Here is a 16085-nt window from a genome sequence, read left to right as displayed (position 1 = left end):
TAGATTGAGTCTGGGGGTAAAAACAGAAGCTGAAATCTTACCTAAATATCCTCAAACCTACTTTTCTCTTGGTCGATTGGATATGGCGAGGGGACCTCGCCATCCAAGGACCGCTTTTTCAAATTTTTTAGTTGTAAATGGCAAAGCTTATGTTATACTTAAAATAAGTAGGTAAAGTTCCCGCCGATTTTAAGCCTGCTCTTGAGAATAAAGTTACAGACTGCGGTCGGTGGTTCTCAATGAAGCAGGAAGCTCGTCTCCAAAGCCTAACCACAGGTTAGGTAAGTTTGGATAAGTTCAGTAGAACGGTTTCCACCCTTCCGCGCACCATCCGGTGTAATAGTTGCCGGGGAATTAACCCAAGGTCATTTCAGTTAGCCTCCTGTCGGAGGAGCTACGCTAACAGTTAGCCTCCTATGGTCGTAACTGCCTTTTTCATCTCACGCAGCGAAACGGTACCTCTAGCTGTTTGCGCAGCATGACCTAGGAAAGCATCGGGATTGAAATACGGAATCTTCTTTTTTTATCCTCTTGAAAGAGGAGACTTCTGACCCAAATTTTTTGGTCAAAAAGCTGTTAACGCAGTTCCTCCGCAGGAGGCTAGCTGAAATGCTGATAGCTAATAGCTAGTTAACAATTAGCAGCAACTAAAGACTTAACTACTGGGAGTTGTATTGTTGTATTTTCTGAATCTAGATATTTAGTATTTTCTGAATTCAGATATTTATTAAAAATCGCTTCAATTTTTTCTTGACTGATTGGTTTGTTGATAAACTCAGAACATCCTACAAATTGAGCACGAATCCGGTCAATCATACCTTCTCTCCCAGTTAAAATTACTATAGGAGTATTTTTAAAATCAGGTATTTTGCGAATGTGTCTACAGACTTCATAACCATTAGTAAAAGGCATATCTAGATCCAAAAATATTAAATCTGGCTTGACCTTGACTACAGTAGGTAAAGCCAAAGTAGACTTTTGAATCCCAATAAATAGATAGCCACTATTCGCAATCATTTTACCCATTACTTGATTAATTATCGGGCAATCATCAATACAAGCTATTAATTTGGTTTGACCTACAGAAATGGAATTTTTGGCAGTTTCTAGTGATGGTGAATTTGTTTTTTTAATCTCTTTTACTTGATTTTCTAAGGCATCAATTTTCACTACAGCTAATGCAGGTAGATCGGGTAAAGTAGTAAGTTGAATTATTTCTTGAGTGACATAACGTATTAATTTTTTAGTCAGACTTAATAAATCCTGCTTTAAGTAAAAAGCCAAATCTCGCAATGTCAGTTGTTTACTTATTAATGCCTGAAATTTTTGGTAAATTAGAGTAGATGTGTGTTGTTTTAGAATTTCAGGTTTGTTCAATACGGGTGCTAAATTAGGAGAATAGTTGTGTAAATTTGCCTCACACCAACCTTGCCATATTGGCTTAACCTTTTCAAAAGCTTCATAGATACTCAAACGAAATATAGGTTGTATCATTTCTGCTTGTAGATTACAACTTATAGAAGTAACCTGTAAAGTATCTAAATTATCCTGCTGAATTAAATCAAATAATACTTCTACCAGGGTATTGTTAATTATAGAAATAGCTTGTGAGAGTGAAATTTTTTGTTGTTTCAGTAAAATATTAACTATGTAATATTGCCAGCTTTCACAAACATCATCAGTGTAGAAATTTAGAGTTTCCAGAGAAATAGAAGGGCAAAATTGAGTGAAATTTCTACGCCATCTTCGCCAAGCGCTATTACCACCTGTTGCCCAAGTTAGACATCCCCGATGAAAATATAATTGCCACTTTTGTTCTTGTGTATTCTGAAGTTCTAACTTACCACTAAATTGTTTAGGTATCAGACGGATTAAATGTTTAAAAAATCTCGCTGTAGTTGGTTTTGTTTTAGTAATCATTTTTAATGCTCCATCAATGCAGTCCTGATTGGCGATATTCTTAATATTATACTTCTAAAAACATTAACATCCGTCATTTTACTGAATCTTAATTAAAATTTTATCTAGAGGAATATATCATCTCATTCAAGACTCTAGTTTGATGATTCTAGAAGTATTTATTTAAGTTATCAACTCAAATATAATTTTACTTAAAAATTTGAGAAATATCGTCGGTTATTGTACGGATATTTAATTGATTTACAGCGCTTTTCAGTTGAGTAGACCACTAAACTTATTGTTGGGAGTCAGGAGTTAGGAGTTAGGAGTTAGGAGTTAGGAGTTAGAAGTTAGTATGATTGTGGTTTGTTCATATGAAAACCGCTGTAATTAAAAATTAAATTTATCGCTATCCTACTAAGGAAATTTAGGAAAAAATTAATTGTTGACCAGAAGATAATCGTTTTTGATGATGGTTTTCCTCAGAAGAGAAACTTGAGCCGTTGCTAATCTTTATCCCCTGTGCAGAACCAGGGTAAGCTCATCTAAAAGAGGGTTGACAGAAAACATTGATAAAAGTAATCATGTAATTGTTGTTTATAGCAACTTGCTTCATTTTTGGAGTAAGACTGGATTTAAATATTTTCTCTTGATGAAGAACATGAACTGCCAATCGTTTCAGAAGAGTCAAGTTGTGTAGAATATGCTCTGAGCGAATACGACATTAATATTCAGAAAAAGTGACATCAAGTGTTCAATGAAGATTGTTTTCATCGACAATTTCTTATGAATTTTAAGATTTATTTGACCTTTAAGTTTTTTTTTCATTTTTGCTTTAGTCTTAGCTTGGTAGGACTTACTGCTTGCCAATCATTATCAGATCCCAAAGAAGGAATTACTCATCAAATAATTCGACTAGGTTCTATCCTCGCTTTAGAAGGACAAGAAGAGATTTTAGGCAATAGGATGAAATCTGGTTTAAAAGCTGCACTTGATGACCAATTAGTACAGGCAAAAAAAATTAAGTTAATCTTTGAAAATGATTATTATGAGCCTTCAGTTGCTCATCAAAAGACACAACAGTTGATTAAATCTGGCATTTTTTTGATGATTGGAAATGTCGGTACACCCACCGCAAAACAAACATTGCCAATTTTAAAGGAAAATAATATTCCTGCCATTGGTTTTTATACTGGTTCTGAACTTTTGCGGTCGCAATCTGAACTAATCATTAATTATCGTGCGAGTTATGCACAGGAAATAGAAACTGTGGTTAAAATGGCTTTAAATTTTGGGGTAAAACCCTCTGAAATCTGTGCTTATGTTCAAGATGACAGCTATGGAATGTCGGGATTGAAAGGAGTCAGAAACGCTTTAGTAAAAGCACAGGTTGAAGAGAATATCTTACGTCCCTATGACCAAGTTTTAGAGTATAAAGAAAAGGGAAATGAAGACAATCCTTTCCTTAACCCCGTAGGATTTTATCCCCGTAATACTCCCTATGTAAAAGAAGGTTATAACTCATTAAAAAAGTGGGAAAAAAACACAGGAATAAACTGTAGATTAGTCGTTACAGCAGGAACTTCTACTAATATCGCACGATTTATTAAGTTAGCTCAAGAGAAAAGAGAGGATTGGGTTATTTCCTCCCTATCATTTGCTCATGCAGAAGAATTACAGTTCGACTTAGAAGAATACGGTATCAAAGACAAAGTGATTATCACAGAAGTTGTTCCCTCATTAGACTCCAATCTACCTATTGTTCAAGAAGCAAAATATCAGCTCAAAAACGACTTCGATCGTGTATCTTTAGAAGGATATATTGTAGGAAAAATGACTTTAAAAATTCTCAGAGCAATACCAGGAAAAATTAATCGTGAAAGCTTTTTAAAACAGGTTGCTATTTCCAAATTCGATCTAGGTGGTATTGCAATTGATTTAACTCAAGGCAGAACTCAGTCCTCTGACCTTGTTTCAATAACTGTTCTTACCTCTCAAGGATTTAAACATTTAAAGCCAGATAAATTAAGGGATATATTTCAATAATTATTGATTCTTATTGGTTTCTTTATCGGAAAAATAACTAATGGATAAAAAAGAAAAAAATTTACTAGAAGAAATGAGTAATCCTGAGTCTCTCAATTCTGAAAAATCTAAAAGCAGTCCTGAAAAAGCTACATTAAAAGAACCTAAACTATTGAACCCCATTTCTATTTTAGACGCCAAAATTTCTGATTTTGTTGAATGGCTGCAAGATGTGTCTTTATTTAAGTTAACGGTTATTTTAAGTGAGGGCGCACTGTTGTTTGCCATGGTGTCTTATGTAATTACCATACCTAATCGAAACGAACAGAAGATACAAGAAGCTCGAAAGGTTCTGGACGAAGCATCTGGCCATAAATATAGTGACGCACGAATTGCTGCCTTAAAAGTTTTAAATAAAGGTTGCCAAGGTAATCCAGGACTAAAAGCACCTACAGCAAAAATGGCTAATCTTACCCTTAATCCTTGCCAATCTTTATCTTTCAGTCAGGGTTCACTGAAGGTTAATAAATATTCAATGGATCTCTCCCATTCAAATTTAGAAAAAGCCGATCTCTCAGGTGCAAGTCTTGTCGGAGTTAATTTACGAGGGAGTAATCTCCAGGGTGCAAATTTGGCCAAGGCTAATTTAAAAAGTGCGGATCTAACGGGTGCCCAATTACAGGGTGCGAATTTAGCACAAGCCAACTTAAAGAAAGCCATACTCCAAGATAGTAATTTAGATAATAGTAATTTGTATGGAGCTAACCTTCAGGCAGCCAATTTCTCTGAAGCTAGTCTAGTCAAGATTAGAGCCTTATGGGCTAATTCCCGTAATGCTATTTTTCATCGAGCCAAATTACAATCAGCGAATTTTAATCGAGCAGATTTAAGGGGGGCTGATTTTTATAAAGCTAATCTAGAGAATGCCACCTTGCGTTTTGCCGATTTAAGTAGCATGACTAACGCCACAGGAGCGCAATTAAAACCCACTAATCTGCGAGAAACCGAATTAAAAGAGGCCGATCTGTGGGGAGCAAAAATGTGGTCAAAATTTCAAATTAAACGGGCTAAAAATTGGCAGAAAAGCAATAAGATGCCTAATTGGGAACAGCAGATCGAACAAGAACGATTACCTCGTTTACGGATAGCTTTGCTCAAACCAGAAACTTCTCAAAGTCTTTCCGATGCCTATGAATTGGGGATGCGTCGTGCAGCTAACCGTCGTGTGGAAATTTGGGGGATTTCTCATCCCAGTGGTGTGGAGAACGAAGCTAAAATAATTGAGCAGTTGATCGATGATGGTATGGATGGGATTATCTTAACACCTGAAGATCCCCTTCAGTCAATTGATGCGCTTGAACTGGCTAGGGATGCTGGAGTGGCTATTATCACTGTAGATTTCTGCTTCGATTTTATCAAAGCAGAAGATTTAGCCATTGCTTGCTTTAATACAAATAGTTTCAAAATGGGCTATGATTCAGGCCAATACATAGCACAATGGACTCAAAAGAATTTACTGCCCAATTCCTCCTCAAGACAATCGGTTCAAATTGCCTTGGTTGATGGTGCTGTCTACGATCGCTACTACCCCTATCTTCAAGGGGTATTAAAAGCGATAAATAAATCGAATCTCTCGTTTGAAATTGTTGACTCCGTTAGCGTTACTTCTACCAGCGATATTTTAAAAGTTAAAAAACTACTTAAAGATAATCCTAATGTTCAGATTCTTTGGGGAGGGTCAAATCTAGCAACGGAGACTGCACTTACAGCAGTGACAGAATCTGGTTTGAATAACAAAGTTAAGGTTTTTGGGGTTTTAGACCTGTCGAAAGAGAAGGCAGAAATGTTACTCGATTCCAATAGTCCTTTGGAGTTGATTATCGATCAGTCCGGTCTTAAGATTGGTTCTGATGCTGTTAAAACAACAATTTCTGTCTTGAGAAAAAAAAGGTCAGGAGCAGATTATCGGGTTTACCCCGTTAAGCATCGTCTATTAACTCAAGATGACCCAGACACTGTACGTGATTTTCTCAAGGAATATGGCTGGTTCTAACATTAGTGTCATTTCAGTTATAGCGCTACTTGAATCGGGAATCGGGAACACAGAAGGTGGGAACAGTATACTATCCAAGGGTTTCAGCATTTCTAACTGTCCGCGCCCTTTGCTTCGACTGCTATATCAGTTATCAGTTGTGGGAGGTTGGAAATAGTAAAGTTTATTCTTTTAATTTTTAGTTGAATAAATAGTCATGTACATAGGCGAGTTATCCCTTATAGTTTTTATGATATCACAAAAATTTTGAGGAGACAAGGGAAAATCCTTTGCCGCGCGATTTTTTTAGGAGCTTCATAAAATGCAAATATTTGTGATTTTCCACTAGGGAGGGAGGGATGGAAAGATTCGATCGGGGATAAACAAGAATTTTTCGGAAGCTCCAGAAGATGAAAATATTTCTGTTATTGGTCTTAGGAAAAATTCCTGAATATGCCAGCTCGCCTCTTAGGAAGGAAATTTAGTTGAATAAAAATTCATGTACATAGGCGAGTTATCCCTTATAGTTTTTATGATATCACAAAAATTTTGAGGAGACAAGGGAAAATCCTTTGCCGCGCGATTTTTTTAGGAGCTTCATAAAATGCAAATATTTGTGATTTTGCACTAGGGAGGGAGAGATGGAAAGATTCGATCGGGGATAAACAAGAATTTTTCCGAAGCTCCAGAAGATGAAAATATTTCTGTTATCTGGACTTTAGGAAAAAACAGGTTAAAAATAAGGTCAAAACCTTATACAATAATGTTTTGATATTAAATTAACCGTTTTCTTGATATATCTAGTGCCGCTACGCGGAAGTCATAAGTCAGAAGTCAGAAGTTAGAAGTATTGATTAGTAAGACTTTTAGGATTTTGTAACTGGTCAGTTATTTCCGCCATTCTGCACTAGGTTTTCCTACTGAATGCTACGCAAACAGCTATTTTAAGCTCTCTTCAGGTATTTCCCTTGCTAATACTAGGTTTGAAGCCATTTTCGGTGTTAAAAATCTCAAAGTCCAGCTATTGCTCTTAGGAAAAATTTTTGAATATACCCGATCGCCTCTTAGGAAGGAAATTTAGTTGAATAAAAAATCATGTGTATAGGCGAGTTATCCATTATAGTTTTTATAATATCACAAAAATTTTGAGGAGACAAGGGAAAATCTTTTGTCGCGCGATTTTTTTTAGGAGCTTCATAAAATGAAAATATTTGTGATTTTGCATTAGGGAGGTATAGATGGAAAGATTTTAATGATGGGAAAAATCTGATTCTAATCTTAAAAATAGGGGAGTCAGGGAGCATTTTTCAATCTTTTTCTGCAAGTACCTCTATTCCACTTTCGACTCGTAACTCAAAAATTTTTACAGGGGTTCAGCAATTAACAATCAACAATTAATAACTAATAATTACCCCTTCTTAAAACTATTGAGGATTGACTAAAAGGAAAATTTTTGCAGCCTCCCCTATCCAATGGTCGGCTTCAAGGCGTGAATTGTTGAATGAATAATTAATTGACTATTAATTATTAATTATTAATTATTCGGTAAAGATACCAAATAGCTTTCTTTGACATCCTCCCGACGCTGCTCTGACGAGACAGGGCGGGATTCCCTAACATCACTGATAGGGGTTTTCTGCTTCATAGCACCTGCCTCCAAGGCCGAACCTCTTTCCGGTCTTACGGTCGCTCCACAGACTGACACTGCTAGCCCACCAGCCTTTAAGCACTATAGCACACTATTGGAAAAAACCGCAAGATTGATTGGTTTTCATCCCGACGCTCCCTTGTCAGGAGAGCGCGGGTCAAGGGCCAACGTTGAGATAAAGAACTTCCCAATTTTAAAAAAGCTGTCAGCTCTCAGCACTCAGGAAGATTATTTTTTTAAACTTTAGAAGGCGATTTAAACCCCAACTCAACAATCCTCCCTATGGGGAGTTGCAGAATATTTGAACCAGAGCTGCTAAGAGCTCAATTGCACAGTTACCGAATTATTAATTATTAATTGTTAATTAAATAATTGTGGTTTAAAGCCTCCCCTTGGATAGGGGAAAAAAGCGGTCGGCAAGCGGAGCAGTCCGTTAGGATGGGATGGCGAGGTTTCCGTTCCCTCCGGGACGCTACGCGAACTTCGAAGCTTTGCGAAGCGCAAACGCTTGCCTCCAATCGACCAAGAGAAGAAATGATATTTCCCAATCTTCAATTCCCGAGCGGTTTTAACCTTCTTGTAATTATCAATTATCCATTATCAATTATCAATTAATGAAGACCCAGAAGGCTAGCTGAATGCTAAAAGCGAGGGAGCTAGTCAAACATGAAAAACTATAGCTGATTCCATTCAGATGCAGCATCAGCGATCGCTTGTTCAATAGTTTTTTCTCCCAACATAGTTACCTGCAAATTTTGATAAATAATTTCTTTCAACTTATCCAAATTTTTAACTCTTGGGAGTAAAACTTCTGATTCAAAAATTTGATTAGCACTAATAACTCGCGCCCTATCTTGAGTAGAAGCATCATCAGGAATATTTTGAAAATAACTATTTTCTAAGGTCTTAATTGTAGAAGGTAAAACATTATTCTCCTGAGTAAAAGCCATTTGATTTTGATAGTTAGTGATAAATAAAACAAATTTCAGCGCTAGCTCTGGCAATTTAGTTTTACTAGAAATAGCAAAATTCATCAACACTATATTCTTCTTATCACTCTTACCAGTAATTTGGGATGTTGGGAGTGAAACTTTTTCAATTTCTGGTGTATTTTCAGAGATAGTTTCAATCAATTCTGGTCCAGAAAATACCATAGCAGTTTCCCCAGTTTGATACAAATCTTCACCTGCTTGAATTCCTTGCGTCAATACTTCCTGTGGTAATAAACCTTCCCTATATAAATCAACCCAATACTTAAATACCGCCTCACCCATTGGAGTATTAAAAGCAGCTTTTCCATCAACATCTATTAACTCAACTCCCATCTTGCCAAAAGACTCTAATACTTCATTTCCTCCTTGTGGTGAAAAAGAAACAAAAAAAGCATATTTATCAGTTCTTTCTTTAATTTGTTTAGCTACCTTAGCCAACTCTATATAATTTTTTGGAGGTTGATCGACTTTTGCCTGTTTAAATAGCTCTGAATTATAAATTGTTATATTTGTCCTACAATACCATGGAATAGCAAAACTTTTACCATTAATCTGACTAGCTTGCCAAAGATTAGACAAATATTCATTCCTAATCGAATCTGATAAGATAGTATCCAAATTTAACCAGGTATTAGGTTGAGTCAATAAATGTGTAAAACTGGAATTAAGATTAACAACATCTGGAAGAGTTTCTGTCAAAATAGCATTCTCAATTTTGCTTTCCATCTCCGACCAAGACACATCAATCCATTGCACCGATAAACCAGGATTATCTGCTTCAAAATCAGCAATCAACTGATTAAAATAATTAGTAAACTGAGGTTGAAGCTGTATCGTCCAAAATTCAATTTCTTTAGTCTTTAAATTAGGAGAGGGAGAATTGCAACCAATCAAAAATGTTAGTATTAGCCCCAAAATAGCAAATACCCGAAACCTTTTCCATTTAACTATGATAAACATTTGATAAATTATAAATTTTATAAAAACATCTCATACTAGCCGCGATAAATGTTTCCTACAAATCAAGGTAGCTCTGATGATAACTGCTGATTTTTTAGACAAAGTTCTTGAAAGGAACTTCCAAATAAAAAATTATCCTATTAGCTATGAAAATAAGGGAGTAGGGAGTAGGGAATAGGGAGTAGGGAAGAAATTGAAAAAGTAAGGGAGTAGGGAGTAACCAGTTAACGCGATTAGTACAAAAATTAGGATAATTTATTTTCTGCTATTCCCTAAGATGCTGTCTGATAATTACAGCAATTTTCACTTTATTAGACCAGAATAGATATGTTTCATGGAACATCTCTACACTATAGCAATTCCCAAAAAGCGTGAAGTACAAAATTCTCATACAAATTTGATAAAATATTGTTACAGTGGTTCTGTTTTTAGGAGTCAACCCACCCCTAACCCCTCCCTGGAGGGGAACTCAGTCGGTAAGAATTTATAATATTTATTTTTTCTGAGAGTAAAACTGTTCCATGATTGACTAAGAATAGTTTTATAACTATAGTAATTTGTTTTTTGTCCCGAAGGGATAATTTGATTTTTACCCTCTACGTCGGCAGTAAATTTACTAACACTTTTGTCATCATTTTTTATAAATATTTGCTACAAATGACTAGGCTGTTTATTAGGACGACCGAGTCAGGAGTCGTATGGGAATGGCTTCAATACCATTTTTTAGGTCAGAAAAGATAATTTCTGTCAAAGGGGCATCTCCTGCACTTGTGTTTTAATCACATTTATTATTCGTTATTCGTAAAATTCTTTTTTCACGGTTGGTATTATTTCCAGTTCTGTCAGGCTGCTAATACCAGAATTATTACTTGATAAAAATGATTGTTTGAGAGAGTGAATGCACAAGTAAAGATTAAGACAGCGTAAAAGTCTCTGACATTAAAATTAAACAGTAAAATGATGATCTTGAAAATTACGGTCTTGCTGAAACACGGTATGATTTGATAATTTGGGATTGTTTGAACTACTTGTTAATATTAACTGTTCCCTCCATACCTGTTCCCTGTTCCCTATTACCTATACACTTACTTTCATACCTTAATTAAGCAATGCCAAAATTACCAATATGCCAAAAAAATCTATCGCCATCCTATTTCAGTTTTAGTGTTTTACTGACTACTCAGGAATGACAAAATTATCATCTGAAAGTATTTGATAGTAATTTCAAAAATGACATCAGTTAAGTCGGTGTTACAATTTATCATTATGACAAGACACAATGTAGCAAGCAGAAGTGAAAAAGTTTTTGATAACTTGACTTTTTGTTACATATTTTAGTTTCTTCCTATCTACCTACTTAATTTCTCACTACCAATTTTTTATTGCTATAGAACGAATTATTAATTCCCAAATAACTTTGAATTTATAGCGTCAGGATTCAGCTAGTTCGCATTAAGCAATCAGATGCATGAACTTATGCAAGGAATAACTGAGGTTAGGTTATAGCCAATTTCATTAATGAATTTTAATTATCCTTGGTGGATAATTCCCCTCTAGCATGATAATGAGTTAATAACAAATAGCTGATAGCTGATGGCTGACTGCTGAATGCTTACTTTATAGCAAACCAAAAAAAGCACATTTTGATTCAAATTCAAACCAGGAGAAAAATGGTTAATTACTTAAAAAACTTGTTTAAAAAAAAGAAGCCAGGAATAGGAATAGAACTAGGGCCAGAAAGAATTAATATTGCCGAAATCCGGCAACAAGGAGATAAATTGAAATTAGTAACTTTTGCTACAGCAGAAGTACCAGAAGATGTATTTTTTGAAGGTCAAATAATTGATGCCCCGACAATTTCAGAACTAATAGAGTCAATGATAGAGGAAAATAATATCAAAACTCGCAGAGTAGCAACAGCAATTCCAGGTAGAGAAGCAGTTACCCGTGTAATTCCCGTACCAGCAGAATTAAACGACGAAGAATTACAGGATTACATGAATCAAGAAGCAGGTTTATACTTACCATTCCCCAGAGAAGAAGCAGATGTAGACTATCAAAAATTGGGAGTTATCATAGATCCAAATGATGACCTAGAAAAAGTACAAGTCGCCTTAGTCGCAACCAGAAAAGAAGTAACAGACGCCTACATAGAAGTTTTTACACAAGCCGGATTAGCAATAGATGTATTAGAAGTAAGTAACTTTGCCCTAATCCGTACAGTAAAAGATATACTTCAACAATATGGACCTCAAGAAGCAACAGTAATTGCCGATTTAGAATTTGACAGTACCGAACTTGCTATCGTAGTAGACGGAATACCCCAATTTAACCGGACAATCCCTATTGGCACCTATCAAATGCAATCCTCCTTAAACGAAGCAATGAACTTACCTCCAACCAGAGATACTACCGAATTACTAGGGATGACCGTTCCAGTATTAGATACAATGGGAGTCACATCAAACGAACCAAATCCCGGAACCAATGCTCTACTAAAAGTATTAGCAGAATTAGGAGATGAACTGCGACGCTCAATAGACTTCTATCTCAATCAATTTGAAGATTTGGAAGTGGCACAATTATTATTAATAGGTTCAGGATCGGCAATAGGACAAATAGATGACTTTTTCATGCAACGTTTAAGTTTACCAGCGTCTAAAGTCGATCCAATCGAAACTTTAGCCTTAGAAACAGAAGCAGAAATTTCGCCAGAACAACGTTCTGGTTTAGGAATTGTATTAGGTTTAGGACTAAGAGAGGTTTAAATTAATATGTATGGCCTAGATATAAATTTTCTCAACGATCGCCCAGAATATAAGAAAGATATTCCCAAACCAGCAAGTAGTGGACCATCACTAGAAGACCCAAAACCAATTCTAATTGGGGCAGCAGCAGCAGTAGCAGTTAATGGTCTAGTTGCAGGTGGGTGGTTATATCTAAATCAGGTAAACACCAAACTCCAGGCAGACTTAGACAAATTAAATGGAGAATTAAGTACATTAAACGCTCAAATTAAAGACCTTGAAGCAATCAAAGAAAAAACTAAGACATTTAAAGCAGAAGCAAAAGCTTTAGCAACAGTTTTCGACCAAATCAAACCATGGTCAGCATTATTAGGAGAGTTTGGAGCTTTAGTACCTAGTGGTGTAAAAATCACTAGCATAGAACAAAAAGAAGCAAAAGTATCAGCCCCACCTCCCCCCAAAAAATCTGCTAAAAAGGGTGAAAAAAAAGAGACACCACCTCCCCCAAAACCAACACCAATTATATCATTTTCGGGAACTTCAGATTCTTACGGTAAAATTAATGACTTTTTATTACTACTAGAAAACTCCCCCTTTTTCCAAGGAGAAAAAACCAAACTGATTACTGCTGCAAAAAAACCTAATCCAACTAGATTAGAATTACGAGAATCCAATAGAACCTTAGCACCAGAAATACCAGAATTACCCCCAATAGTTGAATATAAAATAGAAACAAATCTTAGTGCTTTAGGTGCATCAGAATTACTGCCTCAGTTAAAAAGTAAAGGAGCAATTGGATTAGTAGATAGAATAGAAACACTAACAGAAAAAGGAGTATTTTAAAAATGGTAGTAGCAAATGAATGGAATCCAGAACTAGAAGAACAAGAAGAAGAAGGAGGGGGTCCGAAAATTCTAGGCATCTCCCTCAAAGACCCCAGATTTATTGGAGGAGCTATTGGTATCATAGGCTTAGGAATAGCAGGCTTCTTGGGATATAATCAGCTTAAACCAGCCATCGAAAAAAGTGCCGAATTAAGAGGAGAAATAAACACAGCAGAAGTCAAAATAAAAGAGCAGAAAAAACAAATAAAAGAACGACCAAAAGCAGAAGCTGAAATGCAAAAAGCTGAAAAACAAAGAGAAGACGTAACCAGCTTATTTGCCAGTGAAAAAACAATGAAAACTCTGCTATACGATATGAACAAACTCATCGATCAAATTAATGTCGGAATTACAGATGAAGACCAGCAAGCGAAAATGACGAAATTTCAACCAGTGGAGCCAAAAAATGGTAATTATATAGTTAACGATAACTCATTAGGACCACTGGTAAATGGCAAATTAAAGCGACGAGAATTCAAAGTAGAATTTGAAGGCAGTTATCCTCAAACAAGAGCATTTATGATTGCTATAGAGAGGATGCAAACATTATTAGTAGTGAAAAACTTAAAAACTAAACTCGAACAAGGAAATCAAGTTATAGAAGTTGAATGGAAACAAAATAAATTTGTACCAGTTAGCAAGCCAGAAAGTAGACTAAGAACATCCTTTGATATGCACGCTCTATTGGCCTTAAGTGAACAAGAGTCATTGGACAAAGAAAGTTCCAAAAAAGAAGATCCAGAAAAAAAATAACAAAATTTACCAAAAAAATGTTATTTTATCAAAAAAATTCGGTATAAAAATCTCCCCCTTCGAGGGGCACGGCTTTTTTATGATTCAATAATAGTCCTATGGGATGATGCAGAATTATCAGAATTATAGCGCTACTTGAATCGGGAATAGGGAATAGGGAATAGGGAATAGTAAACTGTCAAAGGGTTTCAGGATTTAGAAATGTCAAATACCTGAATGAGTAGCGCTATACAGTGATTTCCTTTGCTATTGAGGTACAGTCCAATCTTCTGAGTTTTTGACTTCTGACTTCTGTCTTAAAACTAAGGTGTACCTCATTACACCGGGAAGTACTGTCTCTGAATTTGACTCAAACCTTTTAGCAAAATTGCTACAGAAAAATTTTCTCAGTTCCAAAAATTATCAATTTTTCAAAAGTTGAGAATGGGAAAATCTATCTTAGATTAACTAGAACAAAAACAATCAGTTAGAGACCATTATCAAGTTGAAAAAGCTTTCTGATTTGCCCAAAACACCCTAGTTTTTTTTGACTTGAAACTTCTTTTAGACTGACAACAAACAATGTAGCAGTCAAGGCAAAGGTTAGGAAATATATAAATGCTTAAACTCAGTTAGTAATTACTTTTGACCTTTGACTTTTAACTTTTAACTTGCGCGTAGCGCTATACTACCCCTGATTGGGCGAATACATAATATAATCAAAACTTTAATCATAACCTAAAAAGCTAAAGATAGATTTTAATCAACAATTGGTTTTCATCCCCGGTTGAAAAATACCTTGCCATTCATCTTGTTTTTTATATTTTTCAAAAAATAAAAACTTAAAAGAAGGAACTTCCCAAGCTGTGGAGAAAACCCTATACTCTAGCAAAATACCAAAATCTTAATCAATTTAAAGATCCAAGTGTGGAGTGAGGAAAGTGAAACAGCAAATACAATTTAGTAGTGGACTGTTAACTGGAGTCGCGGCAGTAATCATAGCCCAAACCCCAGCCTTTGCAGTAACCCAAATTACCCAAGTCCAGTTAAGTTCAGGAGACGGGGGAATGAATATCGTCCTAGTTACCAGTAATGGCGATCGCCCCGAAGTATTCTCAGTTAACAGAGATAACTCTTTTGTCGCAGACATAATCAATGCCCAACTCAGCTTACCCCAGGGCAACAAATTTCGGAAAGATAGTCCAGCCCCTGGTATAGAATATGTAGAGGTAATGCAGGTAGATGCTAATAGTGTGCGGGTAGTTATCCGTGGTCAAAAAAGTCCTCCCAGAGGTAGAATTATCCAAGGAGGAGGCCAAGGAATTATTCTTAGTGCTGCTATCGGTTCAGGAGAAATAGCTCAAGCCCGCCCCCAACCCAATAGTTTCCCCCCTCCCTCAGAAACAGCACCTCCTCCTTCAGAACCTGCAACCCCACGAGTAGAACCCGAAAGAACTGTAGCGCCCCCAAGAGAAACAACTACAACCCAAGAGTCAGAGGTACTATTACCAGACTCAGGATTAACAGGAGATGGTTTCCCCACTCTACCAGGACAACCATCCCCTAGTGAAGTACCCCCCTTCCAACCACGAGCAGTAGCACCACCAGTAGGCGATATAGCAGTATCCAATATCAATCCTTCAGTAGAAGTTATAGATTTAAGCACCCAAGAAAGAATACCTCGTTTAGTCTTGCGAGATGCTCCAGTTAGAGATGTTTTAGCTTTACTCGCTAGAGCAGCAGGATTAAATGTTGCCTTTAGTTCAGGAGGAGACCCAGCAGCAGAAACAGGACCTACTATTTCCCTAGATATTGAAAACGAACCAGTTCAAGATGTTTTTAACTACGTTTTACGTCTAAGTGGGTTGCAAGCCAACCGAGTAGGTAATACAGTATTTGTAGGACAAGAACTACCAGCAGAAGCCAGAAATGTTGTAGTTCGCTCCTTCCGTTTGAACCAAGTTACAGCCCAAGCTGCAGCAGGTTTCTTAGTTAGTCTCGGAGCAGAAAGTGCCATAGTTACAAGTCAACCAGTAACCCAGGTTAATACCGTTAATATTCCTGGAACCGATCAGGCAATTACAAATACCGAAACCATTGAAAGAACTGTTATTCAACCACTGCGTTACGATCCCCAAGATGCTCCCCCAATATTGAAGGGTTACA

9 protein-coding genes are annotated in these 16085 nt (G+C 36.3%); 6 read left to right on the top strand and 3 right to left on the bottom strand.

Translation table 11 applies throughout. The annotated features are described in order from the left end of the window. Positions 1-630: 630 nt before the first annotated feature. A complete protein-coding gene (locus F6K22_RS10090) occupies positions 631-1920 on the bottom strand; it encodes a response regulator (protein WP_293096620.1) in 1290 nt (429 codons plus the stop codon). Positions 1921-2745: 825 nt separating this feature from the next. Here F6K22_RS10090 and F6K22_RS10080 point away from each other — a divergent pair. Both F6K22_RS10080 and F6K22_RS10075 read left to right on the top strand, forming a co-directional pair. Further along, positions 2746-3945: an ABC transporter substrate-binding protein gene (locus F6K22_RS10080; RefSeq protein WP_293096617.1), complete on the top strand. Its 1200-nt coding sequence runs from the start codon at positions 2746-2748 to the stop codon at positions 3943-3945. Positions 3946-3985: 40 nt separating this feature from the next. Further along, the gene (locus F6K22_RS10075; protein WP_293096614.1) at positions 3986-5977 is read left to right on the top strand and encodes a pentapeptide repeat-containing protein; all 1992 of its coding nucleotides are present in this window, start codon (positions 3986-3988) and stop codon (positions 5975-5977) included. A gap of 1513 nt (positions 5978-7490) precedes the next feature. On the opposite strand, the gene F6K22_RS10070 is transcribed toward F6K22_RS10075, so the two are convergent. Together F6K22_RS10070 and F6K22_RS10065 are read right to left on the bottom strand one after the other, a co-directional pair. Next, positions 7491-7661 (bottom strand): hypothetical protein, encoded by a 171-nt coding sequence (locus F6K22_RS10070; protein ID WP_293096611.1) that lies wholly within the window; start codon positions 7659-7661, stop codon positions 7491-7493. 617 nt (positions 7662-8278) lie between these two features. Continuing rightward, positions 8279-9556 carry an ABC transporter substrate-binding protein gene (locus tag F6K22_RS10065; protein WP_293096608.1) on the bottom strand — a complete coding sequence of 426 codons (1278 nt, stop codon included), beginning with the start codon at positions 9554-9556 and terminating at the stop codon, positions 8279-8281. Positions 9557-11226: 1670 nt separating this feature from the next. Here F6K22_RS10065 and pilM point away from each other — a divergent pair. The 4 genes from pilM to F6K22_RS10045 form a co-directional block, all read left to right on the top strand. After that, positions 11227-12324, top strand: coding sequence for a type IV pilus assembly protein PilM (gene pilM / locus F6K22_RS10060; protein ID WP_293096605.1), 1098 nt, complete (start codon positions 11227-11229; stop codon positions 12322-12324). Positions 12325-12330: 6 nt separating this feature from the next. After that, entirely contained in the window at positions 12331-13146 is an 816-nt protein-coding gene (locus F6K22_RS10055; RefSeq protein ID WP_293096602.1) for a PilN domain-containing protein, read from the top strand. Positions 13147-13148: 2 nt separating this feature from the next. Next, positions 13149-13940, top strand: coding sequence for a pilus assembly protein PilO (locus F6K22_RS10050; protein WP_293096599.1), 792 nt, complete (start codon positions 13149-13151; stop codon positions 13938-13940). 920 nt (positions 13941-14860) lie between these two features. After that, positions 14861-16085 (top strand): AMIN domain-containing protein (locus tag F6K22_RS10045; RefSeq protein ID WP_293096596.1); only part of this gene is annotated, 1225 nt, incomplete at its 3' end.

This window comes from Okeania sp. SIO2F4, assembly GCF_010672385.1.
In the GTDB taxonomy this organism is placed as follows: Bacteria; Cyanobacteriota; Cyanobacteriia; order Cyanobacteriales; family Microcoleaceae; genus Trichodesmium.
Note: the sequence above shows the minus strand (reverse complement) of the source record. Positions and strands in the feature narration are given on the sequence as shown.